Consider the following 18,116-nt stretch of genomic DNA (forward strand, 5'->3'; position numbering starts at 1 on the left):
TAGATTGATATAACTAGTTAAGTATTTAGTCGGTTTTATATGAATCAAGGCATAGAAGTTCGGCTATTTTATGCACGAATATATCATCCAGATACTTTTTAAATATATATAAATCGGCTTCAGGAATTGTTTTTGAATCGTTGAATATAAAATGTGTAAATTTATTTCGTGTATGACTAATTAATGATTCGATATCCTTACATTGTGTTGAAGTAATTATACTTTTAACCAATTCATTTTCCTCCAAAATTTTGTAATGATTAGTTATTCTTAATTTTTTCAGTTTTGTTTTAAATGATACTCTATCATAAGTTGCATGGTGAATAATATTGTCAATTACTTTTTGATGAATTTTGGGAGCATTCCGGGAGTATTCTTTTCGATAGCCAGCGTCAGTTATATAAGATGAAAATGATGCTTTTTTATAAAAAGTTTTAAGTTCCTTCTCAAGGTTGTGTACTCTTTCCGTGTCGGTTTGTTTCAAGAAAACATGGTAAAGATATTCTATCCGTTTACATGAGTTTAGAAATTGATCAATAGCGTATTCGCTTTGATAACTTGAAAAGTAACTTTCGAAGAATTCAATATTAGAAAAGTAGATATCATGCCATAATTTAAGAGCATTGATAAGTTGGCTTGTGGAAATACATTTGAATGGTGATGAGTACAAATATTCATGAATTCCATTATGGTTTTCAAAATTAAAATCACAGTATAGTTTTCCTTCGGTTTCCTCTTCATTAAATGGAAGTCTAAGGTCACTAATAGTGATATATGAAATTTGGTTACTTATTCCACGTATAAATTTAAAAAAATAGGAGATAGATTTTGTAATCATGAATATATGAGAGTGACTTAGTTTTTTTTCAGATTTAATATTCACTGTGTTAACCCCGTTCATTAATTCCATGTTCACTACTAAACTATCTTCTACTGATGTCGTTATATTGAAAGAATCAGTTTCAAACAAGTTCATAAAATTGTTTGCAGATAAATCGACTGTAAAAGAAAAATTTCTAGATTCAAGAAGATAAGCATATGGATCATCAAATTCTAAATAATCTTGGTATTCCACATCATAATTTTTAGAACCATGATGTGAATACGGTGGTAAATAAGAACATTTTAACTCCATCATAAACATTGCTCGTTGCACGAAATTTTGGTTAATAACTCTTTTACTTGAAGCTAAATCGAATAAAATATAATTCGTTAAAAAATTTGTACATCTTAAAGTATTGTTAATTGAGTAAAATTGTTCAAAATTATTTGCATATGTAATAAAAATTTCATTTCTATCATTAACACTTATTATTGCCCCTTCCTTGATTTGAACCAAAGATTCTACAACTTTCGAATAACCGTGTGCTGTAACTAATTTATTCATATTATTAACGCCTCCATATTAAAGATTAACATTATGAGGTATACAAATCAAAATACAATTGATAATGCAAATGATAACTAGATTTATATTCTCGATCAAAACGTAAACGTTTAATAACCGATTTAATATATAACATGAGTAACTAAACTAAAAGGAGGTCTATTTAAATTATGAAACAAGTAAAAAAAAGTAACGCTTTAGTTTTCATAAAAAATGAATTGCAATCCACAAATTACTATTGTTTAAAAATAATAAATCTTAATTTAAAACTAGAACAAGTCTGCACGAAGCTCTATGAAATAAGTGGTATAGATTATTCTAAGTCAGGAGATGTAAAGGTTAAATGGTCTTTGATCCCAAAATTAGATCTCATGCAAAAAGAGGAATTATTGAATCGCGAAATTAAAAAATGGAGAATGCGTATTCTAGACGTTGAAGAAGTCCTAAATAAATGTTCTCCTAATGTGAAAGATATGTTGATTCGCATCTATGTACTTAAAGAATCTCAGTCGAAAGTTTCCGAAAGTTATAATTATTCGAGAACAGGAATGATTTATTTAATCGACAAAGAGTTATCAGAAGTCCTAAAAGAGTATGACATCTAACTCCGACACTGTCAGTACATTTTACATGCTATTATGGTAATGTGAATCTTGATATCTCACATATGTGCGCTGTTATCCTTCTTTTGAAAGACACTTGAAACGGTGTCTTTTTTTGTTGAAAGGAGAAAGCATGATTCTAAAATGCATAAGACCTACGATTGTAATGTGTACGAAGTCTGCGTACAAAGTTCAACTGAATTTAGGTGATGTAGTTAAACCTTTTAAAGTGACACGAAATCATCTTTTGTGTTATCGAAAAGGGGAAACCTTAATTGTTTCTGTGGAACAGTGTCGAAATAATTTTATAGAAATTAAGGTGAAGTGAAATGAAGAAACGAAGAGCACGTCGAAGTGAACCTAAAGACTGGGTTAAAGTAATTTCAAAAGGAAATGTTAATGCGTTCTATAAATCTACAGACTGGGATATTGTTCGTGAAAAAGCTTTAATGCGAGATAAACATGTGTGTCAATTTTTTATAGGAAAATGGCATGATGACAAACATAGACCAAAGCAATTAGAAGTTCGTAGGGCGAATACAGTTCATCACATTATTCCGATTCGAAAATGTCCAGAACTATGTTTGGATTTAGATAACCTTATCAGTCTCTCATTTGAAGCTCATGAAATTATTGAAGAGCGTAAACAACATCGTTTTAAACCTAAGAAAAAGATAACGCAAGAAAGGTGGTAGTATGAAGCGAATTGATTTTATTAAAAACATGAACGCGAAAGAAATTCATCAAGATAAAAGTAGTTTCGTATTAAAACATTCCGAGAACCTTTTTCAGACTTGTTATTGTCAAGATGATGATGTGACTGCGGTTCAATTGTTTGCAACAGTTTGTGTATCAAAAGATTCAATCAAACAAATTAAACACACTGAAAGCATCCTCAAAGTATTCAAATCAGTTCTTTCACTATTGTGCGAGTATGATGATGACGATATTAGATTAGTCATGAATCGCTTAGGATTTTTTGACCTTTCCTTTAAATTTGGTAAAGAGATGAGTCTCTATGACTATTTGTTGAAGGCTGAAGTAGTGAATGGACTTTTTATTGTTACCATTGCGGAAGTGTAATACCCCCCCCTTAAATCCTAGCGTAATATAACGCTTAAGAGGAGCGGGTGTGGAGTGGTGACTGTCCAGATTTTTTTGATTTACGCGCGCGAAAGGGGGTATGGCCATGTCAAAGTCGAAAAGAACCAAAAAAGCCCGTCTTGAAAAGTATGATTTAATTGAAAAAGATTTAAAAGATCAACTCGCAAAATTGAATAAATACGGACAATTTTACGATGATTTGGTTGATCATACAGTATTTTTATTTAAATTAAAAGATACATTAGAGGATGACATTATCAAAAATGGATTACGTATTCAAGTTACAACGGGAAATGGATTTAAAAAAGACACTTCTAATGAGTCCGTAAAAAGTTTAATTACGGTAAGCTCACAAATCCTTCGTGTTCTTAAAGAGTTAAATGTATCACTTCCGGATGATTTCGATGATTATGAAGAAGATGATTACACATGATGCAATTGATGATTATCTAAAATTTGTTGATGAGAATCCAGATGCTATTAGTGAAGAAGTTAAATTACTTATTAAGAATATCGTTACGCCTACATTAAGACGTGATGATATTTTCTTTGACTCTGAAACGTTGGATAAGTGTATCGCGTTTTGTGAGCGATGGTTTTATCCCTTATTTCCATTTCAAAAATTTCATTACGCTTTTGTATTTATGTACGAAAAAGAGAATCCAGAAAATGTCATTTTTAGAGATATTTTTGACTTGATGGGGCGTGGAAACGGAAAAGACGGATATCTTATGCCGCTTGCCCTTTTTCTACTGTCGCCAATGTACGGTGTATTTAATTACAACATCGATATTATCGCTAATGGTGAAGATCAGGCCAAGGACTCATTTGAGATTCTTTACGATATGTTGGAAGCAAACAAGAAAATAATGCGAAAGATGTTCTATTGGAATAAAACGGTCATCATCGGACGTAAAACACGCTCACGGCTCAAGTACAATACATCTAATGCGAAAACAAAAGATGGAAAGAAAAGTGGAATGCTTATTTTTAATGAATTGCATGGGTATGAGGACTACAAACAACTCAATGTGTTCACATCAGGATTTGGGAAGGTTAAACATGCACGAACATGGACAATTTCCACGAATGGGATTGTCCGAGATGGTCCTCTTGATGAAAAAATTGAACTTTCAATGTCCGTACTTCATGGAGAAGCAAACTATTTAAGAATGTTCCCATTTATTTGTCGGATGAAACGTGAAGATGTTCATAAACCCATGAAAAAAAACTTGGAAACCAATGACCCCAATGATATTGATACAACACTTTGGGAGCAAGCGAATCCAAGCCTGCGCTATCTTCCGATTCTTAGATCTGCTTTAATCTTTGACTATTACAATTTTCTAACAAAACCATCCTATAAAACAGAATTCTATTCAAAACGGATGAATATACCCATGCAAGATCATGAACAAGCATTAACATCATGGAACAACATTCTCAAAGCATCTTACAGTGATGTTGAACAGAAAATTCCGCGCGATACTTACGTTGAACCGGGAAGCAGTGCCGTTGTGGGTATTGATTTTGCTCAATTTAATGATTTTGCTTCCGTTGGTCTTCTGTTTTTGAAAGATAGAGAATATATTTGGCAAAGTAAAACGTGGATTTGTGGAAGAAGCAAGCATTTTTGCGAAATTAAATTTCCATTCGATAAGTATGGGTCCACTGGCTTTATGGACTTTGAGGTGATTGACGAAGACTATATCCACGAAGATTATTTGGTGAGATGGGTTGTTGATGCGATGCGTATGTATCGAATTCAGAAGATTGTATTGGATAGCCATCGCTATCAATTAATGAAGCGCTCTTTTGAATCCTATGGAATTTCTGTGGAGTCACGTGAAAACCCATCTGGAATGATACGCATGATACGTATTAATCAATCGGTTTATAACATCGTGGCTCCCTTTATCGAAAAGTTATTTGTGGATGGCACAATTAATATTGGTGATAGTGCCATAATGCGTTGGGCTATAAATAATACGGCATTGCAAATTAAAAAAGATGGACTGCTTACCTTTGAAAAAATAGAGCCCAAATTACGTAAGAATGATCCATTTATGGCATTAGTTCATGCGTGTCAAGCACGAGAACTTTTGGAAAAGAAAGTCATCCAAATTTGGATGTAGAGAGGAGGATAAATCATTGAATTTTTTTAATGTCTTTAAGAAAAATGGATATCGCGTCGATTTTTTAGATGACATTGTTGAAAAAAAGGCAAAACATCTTGAACTTCAAGAATTGATGATTGAGAGTGCAATTGAAATGATTGCAAAGACAATCGCCAAGGTAGATTTTCAATATTACGATGGTAATCAAAAAGTGATTAATGAGGTTTACTATACTCTTAATGTTGTTCCAAACTGTAATGACACTGGGACTACATTTTGGATGCGGGTGGTACGCAAACTATTTCGAGAGAATGAATGTCTCATTGTCATCCTAGGAAAAAAACTATACCTTGCCAAATCATTCAAAGCAGGAGAAGAAGTTATTTTGGATAAAACATACTCTTCTGTTATTCTTGAAGATTTTAATGGTAACGAAGTACTCTTAAATAAAACGATTACATCGCATGATGTAATTTTTTTAACTCTAGGTAGCTGTAAAGTACATGCACTCATGAAAACATTTTATCAGTCGTATGCGGAGATGCTAAGACTTGCATCCAATGCGTTTAAGATATCAAATCGAATTAAGTATGTATTTACAATGCCACAGTCAAATATCGAGTTATGCGATCAAGATGGAAATCCGGTTAACATGAAGGATTATGTAAAGAATGTCTTAGGTTACTTAGAGTCTGATGATTCAGTCGTCGTACCCCTACCATCGAGCATGAAACTTGAAGAAATTACAAGTAAGTCAAAGTCTAATTCGGATGATTACTTGAAGCTTATTCGAAAATATGGCGATATGGTTGCGATGGCATTTGGAATTCCACTTGATGTCTTCTACGGAAGTAAGACCGATAAGTCAACCGGAACAAATGATTTCATCACTTTTGCAGTGTTGCCGATTTTAAAAATAATCGAAGATGGGCTGAATGCGCATTTAATTTCAGAGGAGGAGTATTTGAGTGGCCAAAAAATTGTTGCCAATAAATTCGCATTACAATACTTCAACATTATGGATGTTGCCTCTAGTATTGATAAGTTGCGAAGTGTGGGGTATTCATTCAATGATATACAACACAACATGGGAGAGCCTCAAATTGATGAGCCGTGGGCTAATCGACGGTACGTCACAAAAAACTATATGAATGTAGAGCATGAGGAGAAAGGAGACAAAAATGAATGAAGTAATGCAGTTTGTTAAGAAAAACGATACCACGACAGAACTTTATATCTATGGCGAAATACGAAAGCAAGAAGTGTGGGAAGTATTGTTTGATGTTGAATCAGAACATGTATCTGCACTCAGCTTTAAAGATGCATTGGATCAGGTAGAAACACCAAATCTATGTGTTCGCATTAATTCAATGGGTGGAAGTGTCAGTGAAGGACTCACTATTTATAATCTATTGAATTCATTTAGTGGTAACGTCACAACTATTGTTGATGGATTTGCTTGCAGTATTGCATCCGTGATATTTATGGCAGGATCGAAACGCATTGTTCCCGAAAGTGCCCTATTAATGATTCATAATGCATGGAGTAAAGCAGAAGGTGATGCCCATGCGATGCGTAAAGCAGCAGATGATTTAGAAAAAATTACTCAGCCAAGTATCAATATTTACACATCAAAAACAATCTTAAATGAAATTGAAATTCGCAATATGATGGATAAAGAAACTTGGCTTGAAGCAAAAGAAGCTTATGAATTTGGATTTGCGACCGTGCTTGAAAAGGCAGAAGCAAATCAGTGTTTAAATGACCGTTATCTTGCTCACCTCATTAAAGAAAACAAAGCACTTAAAACTAAAATTTTGAGCACTAATAAGCAAGATGATGATTTCTTTTAGAAAGGAAAAGGAGAACCTATGAAACTATCAAAATTAGAAACAAATGAACTTGTACAATTAATCCAAAATGCCCCTAAAGAAGCGAAGGGTCAAGTTATTATCGAGTCAGTTCAAAAACTTTTGGATGACAAACTTGAATCAATTGTTAATGAATATCAAAGCATGGCTAAGGAAGTATCCGCGAATAATCAACTCTTTGACAAATATGGCTTGCGTAATCTATCAACAGAAGAACATGGATTTTATGAATTAATTACAGATCCAATGCAAGCAAGTCATGGATTTACAAAAGGGAAACAAGAAGATTTAATTCCAACCTCAATTACAAATTATGTTTTTGAAGATTTAAAACAATCACGTCCTTTATTCCAGTATATTGATTGGTCACCAGCAGGCGTTAAAAAGTGGATTTTAGCAGAGAAAGTCGGTAAAGCTGCTTGGGGTGCCCTGGATGAAACAATCACTAAAGAAATTACTGCTCAACTTGAAATCATTGATTTTGAAATCCATAAATTAGCTGCATTTGCGCTCATTCCTTTAGGAATTATTGAACTTGGTCATGAATGGGTTGATAAGTATGTTCGTGAAGTCTTGTTAGAGGTCAATGAAGAGGGACTTGAGGAAGGAATTATTGCCGGAAACGGTAAGAATGCACCGGTAGGAATGATTAAAAATTTAAAAGGGAATGTGCAAAGCGGCGTATATCCTGATGCTGATGCTGTGGAAATCAAATCATTTACAGCCGAGGCTCTTGCACCTCACCTTGCAACGTTAAGTGATGGAGGTAAACGTACCCTATCTAAATTAGTTTTAATTGTAAATCCAAGTGATTATTTTACAAAAGTACTCCCAGCGACAACTTATTTATCAGCAATAGGAGAATATCGACAAGTGCTTCCGTTTAATATTGAAATTGTACAAGCAACTTCAGTGCCACAAAACAAAGCAATTCTATATGTACCAATGGGATACAGTGCCGGTATTAGCCGCATGGGTCTGTATGAATCAGATGAATTTAAATTCTTAGATCATGTTCGTGCTTTTAAAGTCGTTACCTATGGTAATGGTCGTCTTAAAAAACAAAACATGACCGTTTTATTGAACATTACGAAATTAGCGCCTCTTGCGTTTAATGTGAAAGACTTAGGTGTGGGGGCCTAAGTCTTTCTAGAAAGGAACAATCATGAAATATATAGTAATTAAACGATGGCATGATCTCCAAGATAATAATTTCCAATATGAAGTTGGTGATTCTTATCCACGCGAAGGGTTGGAGCCATCCGAAAACCGCATCTTAGAATTGAGTTCTTCAAATAATATTCCTGGTATTCCATTAATAAAACCGATGAATATTCCTGATTCCGAGGACAGTGGTTTAAAGAACGAATCTATTGCAGAACTTGAAAATGACAATTTAGAGAAGGTGCTCGATGAAGAAACTGATGGAAATAACACCCACATTGATGATTCCAGTTCGATTCAAAAAAATGGTCGTAAGACTAAAAAGAAGGTAACTAACACATGAATTTAGTATCAGAAATTCGCTTTGAACAAGGAATTTCTCCGTTTTACTCTGATGAATTGCTCGAAACATATATTAAAGAAGGTAAAGCAGATATAAACGCGATTGCGGGATGCAACATTGATTACGATCGTGATTTAAAGGCGCGTGTACTCCTTAAAAATTATGTGCTTTATCGTAGATTTTCAAGACTTGCGGAATTTAAGGAGGTGTATGCGGGTGATTACACCAATATCCAAATTCGCTACTTCAATTCCAACTTATAACAGTGGTGGTGCACATCTTTTTAAAATTCATCAAACAGAAGGTCACTTTCCGGAAGAATATTTAAAAGACTGTCATAAGAAAATAGCTTTTCGTCTTTTATCGGTGACTGACAGACTAAGATATGAATTTGAAGCACGGCAGCTTAATATCAGTTTAAAAATTAATATTCCGCAGATTCTAGAACTAACAAGTTTGCATGTATTAAAAATAAACGAGTCATATCATAAAATTTACAATGCCTATCACTACACAGACCGTTATGGATTTCCACAAACGGATTTGACGCTCATTCACTACGACAATCCTAAAATTAGGGAGGTTTGAGACCGTGCTAACTAAAGAAAAACTTAAGGCGCTTTTAGATTCATTGAAGATTTGTGTCAATGAGGGAATTCAAAATGATTGTAATACTAAGCTATTTCCGCGCCTTGTTTATTTTGAAAATGAATGGAGTTCTGTTTTATCAAGTGGTGATGAATATCAAAGCACTGTAACGTATCAGGTATCTTTTTTTTCAAAAACACCACGCCACACTAAATTGCTCGAATTGAAAAACAAATTGGCTGATGAAGGACTTATCGTTCCAATATTTCATGAATATGTTGAGTCAGAACAAATGATTCACTCGACTTTTGTTATCACTGTGCTTGAGGATTTATAATGCATCTTATTGATGAACCTGAAAATTTAAGAATCGGATTTGATGCACTTCAAAGAGAACTCGAATTATTAATACATAATGTAGAACATATTCAAGATGTTTTAGTTGATGCGGCAGAAGCATATGTCAACGATTTACGAAGACTTCCAAAACCTTATTCAAACATTCGATCAACACAACACAAACACATGTTAGATGAAATGGGGTATCGTCGTGCAAAGCATGAAGAGGTTGAAGTTGGATCAGGAGTCTATTGGTTACGATTTGTTGAATTTGGAACACGTGCTTCATCAAAACGTCGATGGGGCACGCCACGCCAACCATTTTTAGGTCCAACCTACGCATTAAATCAGAGTAAGTATACAAAAATTATGATAGAAAAACTCAAACTAGAGTTATAGAAAGGAAAGTTATGGAAACAAAAAAACCGTTTTTAAAACTAACAGTCGGTGCACAATATATTGCAATTAATACACCTAATGCACAAGGTGAGTATGATCCCTCAAAGTTTTCGCCAACAATTAAGCAAGAAACCGTTAAAACCCTGGGTACTACAGAGAATTCAGAGAGTAGTAACGTACGTTCTTCAGGTATTTTATATGAAACAATATCTCAAACTTCGTCAGTTGAACTCGCTCTTGATGTCGTTGCATTTGATGTTGAAACGCTCGCAAAGCTACGTGGTGATGTTATTGATGAAAGTGGGCTGATTTCAAGTGGACGTGCTTCAAAACGTCCTTATTTTGCCTTTGGTTATGTAGAACGTAAGTTGGGTGGTGTTCGTTATGTCTGGTATCCGAAATGTCAACTTGTTGAGAACAGTGATGATATTAAAACAAGTGAAGAAAAATTTAGCGAACAAAATTCATCCATTAAAATTCGGGCATACAGCTTCAACGAAATGCATGATGTTAAAAACTATATTGATAGTGAGATTTCATCGTTTCCAAAGGGGATCACAGAAGATAAGTTTTTTGAAAAACCAATTTTAACAAAAGAGCAATTAAAACAAGTAAGTGTAGGGGGATAAGCCCCCTTTTTTATGGAAAGGAGTAGACCATGATTTTAACATTGAAAAATGGAACCAATATTAAGCTCGAGTGGAATTATCTTGTTCTTGAATATTTGGAAGAGCGTGAAGGGTCGATTGAGTTATTACAAGATCGTATTAATGAATTAAATACACGAGGTCAAGTTCGGTTGTCTAATTCATTTGTTTATGCTGTGATTCAAGCAAATCATGATGATGTATTAACCTATAAACAAGCCATTCGTCTTGTGAATCCCAATGATTATGCAAAAGTATTTAATTTTATTAAAAAGCAGCTAGAAATTCAAAAAGCATATAAAAAAAAAGAAACATCCAAGAAATCTGGAAACCACAGTCAGAAAAGGAAGCGACGATAGATTGGGCGCAACTCAAGTTTACTGCGCTCAAAGTCGGTTTAAGCGAAAAAGAGTTGATGAACATGAATCCAATTGAGTTTAATGAAATTGTTCGATTGTACCTAGAATTGGAGCAACAATAATATGGCAAATGATTTAAAACGGGTAGGTTTAGTCTTTAAAGCAGACGGTGCCGTTGATTTCATTAAAACAAACCAATCTGTAAATGCGGTTTTACGTGAAAATTACCAACAATTTAAGTTGGTTCAAACTCAGTGGACGGAGTCTACTAAGACAAGTGAAAAGCTTGCGGATAAACTTAATTATTTAAGAAATGCCTATGATATCCAAGCAGATAAGGTTCGTTTACTCAAGACCGAATTAAATGAACTTCAAAAAGATGAATCTGCATCCACTGCAGAAATTGATAAAAAGAAAGCATCTTTAAAACAGGCGGAAGCGGAACTATCACGCTATGGAAGTCAAGTTGAAAAAACAGCTTCGAAAATCAATTCGGGAACGGCTGATTTGGAAGACTTTTCAAAAAAACTCGACCAAACATCAGATGATCTTAAGAGTGCAGGGAAAAAAATGTCCGTGTTCACTGGTGCATACACAGCCGCAACTGGCCTTGCGATTAAAAGTTCAGTAGATTTTGAAAGTTCCATTGCAGGGGTTGCTAAAACTTTTCCAGGAACTCAAGAACAATTACATAAAACTACGAATGAAATTCGAAAGATGGCCAAAGAAATACCGGCTTCTACACAAGAAATTAGTGCCGTTGCAGAGGCTGCGGGGCAACTTGGCATTGAGTCAGAGCATATTATTCAATTTACACGGACGATGATTGATCTTGGTGAGGCGACCAATCTCAGTGCAGAAGAGGGCGCTACAACGCTTGCGAAATTCGCAAACATCACAAAGATGAGTGGCGAAGATTTTACTCGTCTGGGGTCGGTTATTGTTGCTTTGGGAAATAATTTTGCGACAACCGAAGCTGATATTGCTAATATGGCCATGAATTTAGGTGCAGCAGGTGCACAAGTAGGAATGAGCCAAAGTGATATTCTAGCGCTTTCAACAGCGTTATCGAGTGTTGGTCTTGAAGCGCAAGCAGGTGGGACCGCATTCAGTAAGGTTATGGTTCAAATGCAATTGGCGGTTGAAGAAGGCGGTCAAGAATTAAGTCAGTTTGCTCACATTGCAGGTATGACTTCGGATGAATTTTCAAAAGCTTTTAAAGAAGATGCTTCACAAGCCTTATTGAGTTTTATCAAAGGATTATCCAATGCAACCGAACAGGGGGATTCCGCGATTAAAATTCTTGATGATATGGGAATTAAAGAAACAAGACTTCGTGATGCACTTTTGCGTTCAGCAAATGCCAGTGAGATTTTCAGTGATGCAATTGAATTAGGAAGTGTCGCGTGGGAAGAAAATACGGCATTAACACACGAAGCATCCACGCGATATGAAACGACCGAATCGCAAATGAAAATACTCAAAAATGTTACCAACGATTTAGCCATCAGTTTTGGTGATTTACTCCTCCCGTCGGTTCAAGGAATCGTGGGTGGGCTTAAAAATACCGTTGAATGGCTAAATGGTTTATCAGAACCTGTTAAAACCACTATTTTAATAAGTGGTGGGCTTGTAGCGGCCATAGGACCGCTATTGCTTATCTTTGGCACCCTTGCAGGAGCCGCTTCCAATCTCATTACTCTATTTACAACAACACTTGTGCCGATGTTTGGAACAGTAGGTGCTGCAGTTAGTGGTTTAATCCTTCCGATAACAGCCATCATAGCCGTCACTGCGGCATTTACTGCCGCGATTTTGGAATTATGGAACACCAATGATACCTTTAGGAGCAATGTGAGTGAGGCGTGGCAAGGAATCAGTGAGTTATTAGATCAGGTTTATAAACAAATCATTGAGCCAATCTTTGACGTGTTTAAAGATGCACTCAATACATTATGGGATGAAGCGATTAAACCCTTATGGGATCATTGGGTTGAATTTATTGGTGTGATTTCTACTGAATTGTTAAATTTATGGACATCAATGCAACCTTTTGTAGCGTGGTTTGTTGAAAGTTTTGGATCACTATTAGTGGCAAATGTAACAATATTTGTGAATGCAATTAAGGGTGGTGTCTCAATCATCATCGATATTATTAAAATCATGCTAAGTAGTTTTGAAAGTATTGCCAAAGGGGTAATTCGTGTATTTAAAGGTATTGTTGATTTTGTAGCAGGCGTCTTTACACAAGATTGGTCGCGTGCTTGGAATGGTATCAAACTGATTGTTGATGGTGTCGCCAATATTCTTTATGGCATTGTAAAAGCACCGATTAACTTGATTATTGCAGGTATTAATACACTCATCGAAGGGCTCAATGTTTTTATCTCAGGCATCAATCAAATTAAAATTCCTAGTTGGGTTCCAGGTGTTGGCGGAATGGGATTTGATATCGGATATATTGGAAAAATGACGTACCTTGCCACTGGTGGTGATTTGCTTACAGGGTCGGCTATTGTTGGTGAAGCGGGTCCGGAGTTATTGAGACATGAAAATGGGCGTACATCCGTTGTTCCATTAACACGAAGCGGTGGATCCAATCAAACGCCATTGATTGATTATGATAAATTGGCCCGAGTCTTAAAACGTGTACTTTCAGAACTTAAATTAGAGGTTGATGATGAAGGGTTTGTGCGTCTCATCGACCGTCGTTTATTAGAGGTGATGTCATGATGAAATTTAATAATTTAACAGAAAAAGAACTCGGTATCTTAATTGAAGAACCTACTAAAATATTGGGTCGTTCTCCCTTACGCTTTGAACAAATCGATATTGAAGGAAAGGATGGTAGTGAGCGTATACCACTTGGTTACAGTTCGTTACCAATTTCTTTAGAGGTTCAAATTATCGATCCAAGCAAAACAGATCGCCTCCTTGCTACCTTAGTAGAAAAGATTAAAGTGGAGTATCAAGGACGTTATACCTTTGCAGATATTTATGACGCGTTGAACATTGAGCGGTTTGTGACGATGCAGCGATTTACGTTGTCACTTGAACGTGAGCCATTTTGGTATGTGGATGATCGTTACACAACAAATAGTACAAATCTCGGAACAGTTTTTTCAAGACCGCTAATTCGATTAACAAAGGTACAAAGCAGTGATGTCGAAATCAGTATTAATGGAATTCGGCTCGGTTATCGATTTGGTGATCAAGAACATGAAGTAATCATTGATTGTAATCGTAAAATATGCACGTATAAAGGCTTGAATCGTAATCGGAATCTTAAAATTGGATGGGATTTCCCCATACTTAAGTCTGGAAACAATGAAGTGCGTTTTCATAAAGGGATGTGCATTGTTGAGTTTAAACGAAAGGATCGTTGGCTATGATTAAAATCTTTAACCCTAACGACGATAATTTTGATTCAAATGGGAATATTTGTATTGATGCTTACAAGTGTGTTGAAACAAAAAAACGGTCACTGAGTGGTTGGTATATCGAAGTAGAATGTGCTTCTCGCTATAAACGGCATATTCTACAAGATCATCTTTGTGTTATTAAAACAAAGTCAAAACTTAATCCGCAAGCTTTTCGTATTTCGAATATAAAATTCACATCACGACGTATTCTTTTTCAAGCACATCATGTCATGTTTGATGCACATAAATACTTTTTATTGGATGTTCGTCCAACAAAGTTAAGTGCAATTGCAGCATTAAACTATTTAAATCAAAATACCCACGTAAAATCACCGTTTAAACTGCTTTCGAACGTTAATGATGTACAAACTGCATACTTTATTCGAAAAACGCTTTTTGAAGCATGGCAAGTTATGGAAGAACGATGGAATGGGGTATTTGATGCTGATAACTTCACAGTAACTTTTAATCGAAATCAACCGGTAGATAAAGGAGCAACACTTACTTACGGAAGTGATTTACAAAATGTGGAAGTTTACGAGGATTGGAGTCAAGTTGTTACAACCTTATACCCAACAGGTCCAAACGGACTTATGTTACCGGAACGTTTTTTGAAGTCTAAGAAACAGTATTCAACACCGTATGTTAAAACGATACAGTTTGAATCGAAACTTGAAGAAGAGAATCCTAAAGAAGAAGCACTGATTGAGGAATTACGGAATCAAGCCATGAGACATCTTACACAACATGCAGTTCCAATGGTAAGTTACACTGTTAAAAGTGATGTAAACCAAGAATTAGACATTGGTGATTTAGTTGTGGTAAAGCATCCACTTGTATTTCTTAATACAGAGGTGCAAGAGTACGTATATGATGTAGCTTTGAAACGGGTAAAGTCACTTGTTTTTGGTAACTATACACGGGATGTAAAACAACGGTTTGAAGCGATTCAGGATCAAATAAAGCAAACATATACGAAAACATCTGAACTTGAAAAATTAACTCAAGAACAAACGAAAACAATCAACCAACTTAATAAAACCGGTAAAATTTATATTGATGACCATGAAATCTTAGTACTCGACGCATTACCGAAAGAAAAGGCTAAAAATGTTTGGCGCTTTGGGCTCGGGGGACTAGGTTTTTCAAAAAATGGTTATGAGGGTCCGTTCGAATATGCATTGACTCAAGATGGCCGTTTTAACTCTAGTTTTATTGGCGCGAACTCAATCACAGCCAACATGCTTCAAAGTGACATAGGTTCATCGTTAGACCTATTTTCAAATGAAGCGATAACACTCATTACACAATCACAGTCTGAACTTCAAGAAGTAGTCGATGAAGCACTGAATAAACGAGACCAATTTCAGGAACAGATACGTCAAGAAACACGTACAATATACCAACAACTTCAAGATCAATACAATTTTGAAATTGTAAAACTCATTAATGGTATCGAGGAAATGAAATCATGGTTTCGTATCGATGAAAATGGCGCCATCATCGGAAAAAGTGGCAACCCTGTTTCCGTGCACATTGGCCATAATGTCATTGAGTTTATTGAAAATGGTGTAGCAGTTGCGGTTATGGATAATCAAAAATTACGGATTACCAGTGTTATTGCTTTAATGGATATTATTGTTGGTAATCATATTATTATGAAATACCCTCAATCAAAAACCATTACGATTATTAAACCGGTAGAAGGAGAGATGCAGTAATGGCTTGGGTAAGAAAAGAAAATCGCGAAATACCGCATTCTAATGGTATTTATCTTGAGGTTTGGTATGAAGTGGGAAGTCAAAGTATTGAGTCAAATCACACAGCGATGCGTTGGGAAATTGGCTTACGTTCAACCGGTTCGCGATGGAATGCGGATGCAAACTCAAGTATCAACCAAACGATTTACGGGGAGTCGTATTCAAGCTCCTTTACCTATGATTTTAGAAGTACCGATTACATCGTATTAGATTCCTGGAGTTGGCGTAATGTTGGCCATAATGACAATGGAACAAAAACAGTTTACTACGATATTTCGGTCTCATTAGTTAATCCATTGGGCAGCGGATCGGTGAGGGTTCAAGGAAGTGTTGTTTTAAAAACAATCCCACGCAAATCGCACTTATCATCCTATCCAAGTGTCTATTCTATTGGGGACGTGCTATCGCTACGTATTGAAGCAAAACACAGTTCGTTTAGACATAATGTTTATTTGATGTACGAAAATAGTGATAGCAGTAACGATTATTGGTTACAGCAAAAAAACATCGGGTCCGGACTGTTGACATTTAATGTTACAGAAACACAAAAGAATAGCTTGCTTAATCGAATGCCTACAACCTCAAGTCGCAAGATGTATCTGTGGCTTACAACCCTTAATGCAAGTGGTAATCGTATTGGCTATAACATCTATACGATTACCGTCAATATTAAAGAAGCGGATAATAAAATTACGGTATCAGGATTTCAACTCAGCGAAGCCAACACCTTAGTGAAAAATGGGTTTCTGCAACACAATTCGCAACTTCGTTATACGTATACACCCAATGCACCGATAGGAACAAGTATTAAATCGACTGCAATTCAAATTGAAGGAAAAAACTATACGAATGCAAGTGGTGTAACGAGTGTCCTTTTGAAATCAGGATTAAAGCAAAAAGCAATCATAACGGTTGAAACCAAACGAAACCGTAAGGCAACCTTTGAGTATCTGTATGACGTACACCCTTATGCGTATCCAAGTATCCAAAATTTAACGAAAACCCGTACCGATTCGGTTGGAAACCCGGCGACATTGGGAACCTACATTCATATTCAAGGCGTATTGAAGTTTACTCAACTTGGTTACAATAAACTTCGTGTCCGTATACTTAAAAACAGTATTTCACAAGCTGAAAACACTTATACCCAAAATGGATCACTTGACCGGTTGTTGAGTGGTTTTTTAGTGCATGAGCAGTATCCCTTAACCGTTGAACTTTTTGACGGTTTAAAAACAGTAACGTATCCACTGTTTATTCCAACCTCAAATGTCACGATGAGTTGGAATGAAACAAGTGTTGGGATTGGAATGGTCGTGAACGAATCCGATAAAGACTTGTTGCGTGTTAAAGGGAATATTTATCAACGTGAGTCGGTACAGGTTCTCGATACGGAAACAGGTCGAAGACGTTATCCAATCGGTGTTGGGGTGATAAATTTTAACGACTACTTCAACGATGGAGACTATCTCATCAGTTCGAATGCCACTGCATCCAAGTCATACAACGCACCGTGTCCGTATGCAGGAATCCTTAAAGTTCGCACATTAAGAGCAGGGCAATATCCCAGTAAAAATGGCCCATGGATGTATGTGATGCAAACCTATCTCGATCTAAATGCCATAGAGTACCAACGCTATATGATGACGGATGGTAATGGTGTTTGGAACTACGGAAAGTGGCGCACGGTATTATCAGTTGATGAAGAAAAAATAAATACTGACAACGGGTATATTAAACATCAAAGTGGACGCTTGGAAGTGTGGGGCCGCATTCGAATTGACATCAAGGCTAATAATCGCGCTTCTGCTGTAGTTAATTTTCCGGTTTCGTTTAAAGATACCAACTATACCGTTGTAACTGCAGCAAACACAACAGCACCAAATGGTCAATATCATATTTCTTTTGAAGCGAATAGCACATCTTTTATGACGTTATATACATATCGTGTGACAACCAATTGGATTTGGGCCCATTACCACGTAATTGGCCGTTGGAAATAGGAGGGAGTTAT

The 18,116-nt window shown here is 35.8% G+C and carries 20 protein-coding genes; 19 read left to right on the top strand and 1 reads right to left on the bottom strand.

The genetic code is table 11. The annotated features are described in order from the left end of the window. Nucleotides 1-25: 25 nt before the first annotated feature. Nucleotides 26-1,387, bottom strand: coding sequence for a hypothetical protein (locus tag NMG63_RS03420; protein ID WP_254006325.1), 1,362 nt, complete (start codon nucleotides 1,385-1,387; stop codon nucleotides 26-28). 170 nt (nucleotides 1,388-1,557) lie between these two features. On the opposite strand from NMG63_RS03420, the gene NMG63_RS03425 reads away from it, so the two are divergent. From NMG63_RS03425 to NMG63_RS03515, 19 genes are all read left to right on the top strand, one after another. Further along, nucleotides 1,558-1,992 (top strand): hypothetical protein, encoded by a 435-nt coding sequence (locus NMG63_RS03425; protein ID WP_254006326.1) that lies wholly within the window; start codon nucleotides 1,558-1,560, stop codon nucleotides 1,990-1,992. A 326-nt stretch (nucleotides 1,993-2,318) separates the two neighbouring features. After that, entirely contained in the window at nucleotides 2,319-2,684 is a 366-nt protein-coding gene (locus tag NMG63_RS03430; protein ID WP_254006327.1) for a hypothetical protein, read from the top strand. A gap of 1 nt (nucleotide 2,685) precedes the next feature. Beyond that, nucleotides 2,686-3,072, top strand: coding sequence for a hypothetical protein (locus NMG63_RS03435; RefSeq protein ID WP_254006328.1), 387 nt, complete (start codon nucleotides 2,686-2,688; stop codon nucleotides 3,070-3,072). A gap of 106 nt (nucleotides 3,073-3,178) precedes the next feature. Beyond that, nucleotides 3,179-3,526 (top strand): hypothetical protein, encoded by a 348-nt coding sequence (locus NMG63_RS03440; RefSeq protein WP_254006329.1) that lies wholly within the window; start codon nucleotides 3,179-3,181, stop codon nucleotides 3,524-3,526. After that, on the top strand, nucleotides 3,498-5,228 hold the full coding sequence (locus NMG63_RS03445; protein WP_254006330.1) for a terminase large subunit domain-containing protein: 1,731 nt from the start codon (nucleotides 3,498-3,500) through the stop codon (nucleotides 5,226-5,228). The genes NMG63_RS03440 and NMG63_RS03445 overlap by 29 nt, the downstream gene beginning before the upstream one ends. Nucleotides 5,229-5,244: 16 nt before the next feature. Beyond that, the gene (locus NMG63_RS03450; RefSeq protein ID WP_254006331.1) at nucleotides 5,245-6,399 is read left to right on the top strand and encodes a phage portal protein; all 1,155 of its coding nucleotides are present in this window, start codon (nucleotides 5,245-5,247) and stop codon (nucleotides 6,397-6,399) included. Further along, nucleotides 6,392-7,063, top strand: coding sequence for a head maturation protease, ClpP-related (locus NMG63_RS03455; RefSeq protein ID WP_254006332.1), 672 nt, complete (start codon nucleotides 6,392-6,394; stop codon nucleotides 7,061-7,063). The genes NMG63_RS03450 and NMG63_RS03455 overlap by 8 nt, the downstream gene beginning before the upstream one ends. 18 nt (nucleotides 7,064-7,081) lie before the next feature. After that, on the top strand, nucleotides 7,082-8,224 hold the full coding sequence (locus NMG63_RS03460) for a phage major capsid protein (RefSeq protein WP_254006333.1): 1,143 nt from the start codon (nucleotides 7,082-7,084) through the stop codon (nucleotides 8,222-8,224). A 22-nt stretch (nucleotides 8,225-8,246) separates the two neighbouring features. Further along, entirely contained in the window at nucleotides 8,247-8,588 is a 342-nt protein-coding gene (locus NMG63_RS03465; protein WP_254006334.1) for a hypothetical protein, read from the top strand. After that, nucleotides 8,585-8,851 (top strand): hypothetical protein, encoded by a 267-nt coding sequence (locus NMG63_RS03470; RefSeq protein WP_254006335.1) that lies wholly within the window; start codon nucleotides 8,585-8,587, stop codon nucleotides 8,849-8,851. The genes NMG63_RS03465 and NMG63_RS03470 overlap by 4 nt, the downstream gene beginning before the upstream one ends. Continuing rightward, nucleotides 8,805-9,176: a hypothetical protein gene (locus NMG63_RS03475; RefSeq protein WP_254006336.1), complete on the top strand. Its 372-nt coding sequence runs from the start codon at nucleotides 8,805-8,807 to the stop codon at nucleotides 9,174-9,176. The genes NMG63_RS03470 and NMG63_RS03475 overlap by 47 nt, the downstream gene beginning before the upstream one ends. Before the next feature lie 4 nt (nucleotides 9,177-9,180). Continuing rightward, complete coding sequence (locus NMG63_RS03480) at nucleotides 9,181-9,513, top strand: hypothetical protein (RefSeq protein WP_254006337.1); 333 nt, start codon at nucleotides 9,181-9,183, stop codon at nucleotides 9,511-9,513. Then, nucleotides 9,513-9,914 (top strand): HK97-gp10 family putative phage morphogenesis protein, encoded by a 402-nt coding sequence (locus NMG63_RS03485; RefSeq protein ID WP_254006338.1) that lies wholly within the window; start codon nucleotides 9,513-9,515, stop codon nucleotides 9,912-9,914. Before NMG63_RS03480 ends, NMG63_RS03485 begins: the two co-directional genes overlap by 1 nt. Nucleotides 9,915-9,925: 11 nt before the next feature. Beyond that, entirely contained in the window at nucleotides 9,926-10,543 is a 618-nt protein-coding gene (locus NMG63_RS03490) for a major tail protein (RefSeq protein ID WP_254006339.1), read from the top strand. Between the two features lie 29 nt (nucleotides 10,544-10,572). After that, nucleotides 10,573-10,920, top strand: a complete 348-nt coding sequence (locus tag NMG63_RS03495) for a hypothetical protein (protein WP_254006340.1) — start codon at nucleotides 10,573-10,575, stop codon at nucleotides 10,918-10,920. 123 nt (nucleotides 10,921-11,043) lie between these two features. Further along, nucleotides 11,044-13,653 carry a phage tail tape measure protein gene (locus NMG63_RS03500; protein ID WP_254006341.1) on the top strand — a complete coding sequence of 870 codons (2,610 nt, stop codon included), beginning with the start codon at nucleotides 11,044-11,046 and terminating at the stop codon, nucleotides 13,651-13,653. Continuing rightward, the gene (locus NMG63_RS03505) at nucleotides 13,650-14,312 is read left to right on the top strand and encodes a phage distal tail protein (RefSeq protein WP_254006342.1); all 663 of its coding nucleotides are present in this window, start codon (nucleotides 13,650-13,652) and stop codon (nucleotides 14,310-14,312) included. Before NMG63_RS03500 ends, NMG63_RS03505 begins: the two co-directional genes overlap by 4 nt. Next, complete coding sequence (locus tag NMG63_RS03510) at nucleotides 14,309-16,063, top strand: phage tail spike protein (protein WP_254006343.1); 1,755 nt, start codon at nucleotides 14,309-14,311, stop codon at nucleotides 16,061-16,063. The genes NMG63_RS03505 and NMG63_RS03510 overlap by 4 nt, the downstream gene beginning before the upstream one ends. After that, nucleotides 16,063-18,105 carry a gp53-like domain-containing protein gene (locus NMG63_RS03515; protein WP_254006344.1) on the top strand — a complete coding sequence of 681 codons (2,043 nt, stop codon included), beginning with the start codon at nucleotides 16,063-16,065 and terminating at the stop codon, nucleotides 18,103-18,105. Before NMG63_RS03510 ends, NMG63_RS03515 begins: the two co-directional genes overlap by 1 nt. The last annotated feature ends 11 nt before the right edge of the window (nucleotides 18,106-18,116 follow it).

The organism is Erysipelothrix amsterdamensis (assembly GCF_940143175.1).
Classification (GTDB): Bacteria; Bacillota_I; Bacilli_A; order Erysipelotrichales; family Erysipelotrichaceae; genus Erysipelothrix; species Erysipelothrix amsterdamensis.

Bases quoted from the DNA above. Each gene is read 5' to 3' on its own strand.
- NMG63_RS03420 (WP_254006325.1), bottom strand. From the start codon at position 1,387: ATGAATAAATTAGTTACAGCACACGGTTATTCGAAAGTTGTAGAATCT.
- NMG63_RS03425 (WP_254006326.1), top strand. From the start codon at position 1,558: ATGAAACAAGTAAAAAAAAGTAACGCTTTAGTTTTCATAAAAAATGAA.
- NMG63_RS03430 (WP_254006327.1), top strand. From the start codon at position 2,319: ATGAAGAAACGAAGAGCACGTCGAAGTGAACCTAAAGACTGGGTTAAA.
- NMG63_RS03435 (WP_254006328.1), top strand. From the start codon at position 2,686: ATGAAGCGAATTGATTTTATTAAAAACATGAACGCGAAAGAAATTCAT.
- NMG63_RS03440 (WP_254006329.1), top strand. From the start codon at position 3,179: ATGTCAAAGTCGAAAAGAACCAAAAAAGCCCGTCTTGAAAAGTATGAT.
- NMG63_RS03445 (WP_254006330.1), top strand. From the start codon at position 3,498: ATGATTATGAAGAAGATGATTACACATGATGCAATTGATGATTATCTA.
- NMG63_RS03455 (WP_254006332.1), top strand. From the start codon at position 6,392: ATGAATGAAGTAATGCAGTTTGTTAAGAAAAACGATACCACGACAGAA.
- NMG63_RS03460 (WP_254006333.1), top strand. From the start codon at position 7,082: ATGAAACTATCAAAATTAGAAACAAATGAACTTGTACAATTAATCCAA.
- NMG63_RS03465 (WP_254006334.1), top strand. From the start codon at position 8,247: ATGAAATATATAGTAATTAAACGATGGCATGATCTCCAAGATAATAAT.
- NMG63_RS03470 (WP_254006335.1), top strand. From the start codon at position 8,585: ATGAATTTAGTATCAGAAATTCGCTTTGAACAAGGAATTTCTCCGTTT.
- NMG63_RS03485 (WP_254006338.1), top strand. From the start codon at position 9,513: ATGCATCTTATTGATGAACCTGAAAATTTAAGAATCGGATTTGATGCA.
- NMG63_RS03490 (WP_254006339.1), top strand. From the start codon at position 9,926: ATGGAAACAAAAAAACCGTTTTTAAAACTAACAGTCGGTGCACAATAT.
- NMG63_RS03495 (WP_254006340.1), top strand. From the start codon at position 10,573: ATGATTTTAACATTGAAAAATGGAACCAATATTAAGCTCGAGTGGAAT.
- NMG63_RS03500 (WP_254006341.1), top strand. From the start codon at position 11,044: ATGGCAAATGATTTAAAACGGGTAGGTTTAGTCTTTAAAGCAGACGGT.
- NMG63_RS03505 (WP_254006342.1), top strand. From the start codon at position 13,650: ATGATGAAATTTAATAATTTAACAGAAAAAGAACTCGGTATCTTAATT.
- NMG63_RS03510 (WP_254006343.1), top strand. From the start codon at position 14,309: ATGATTAAAATCTTTAACCCTAACGACGATAATTTTGATTCAAATGGG.
- NMG63_RS03515 (WP_254006344.1), top strand. From the start codon at position 16,063: ATGGCTTGGGTAAGAAAAGAAAATCGCGAAATACCGCATTCTAATGGT.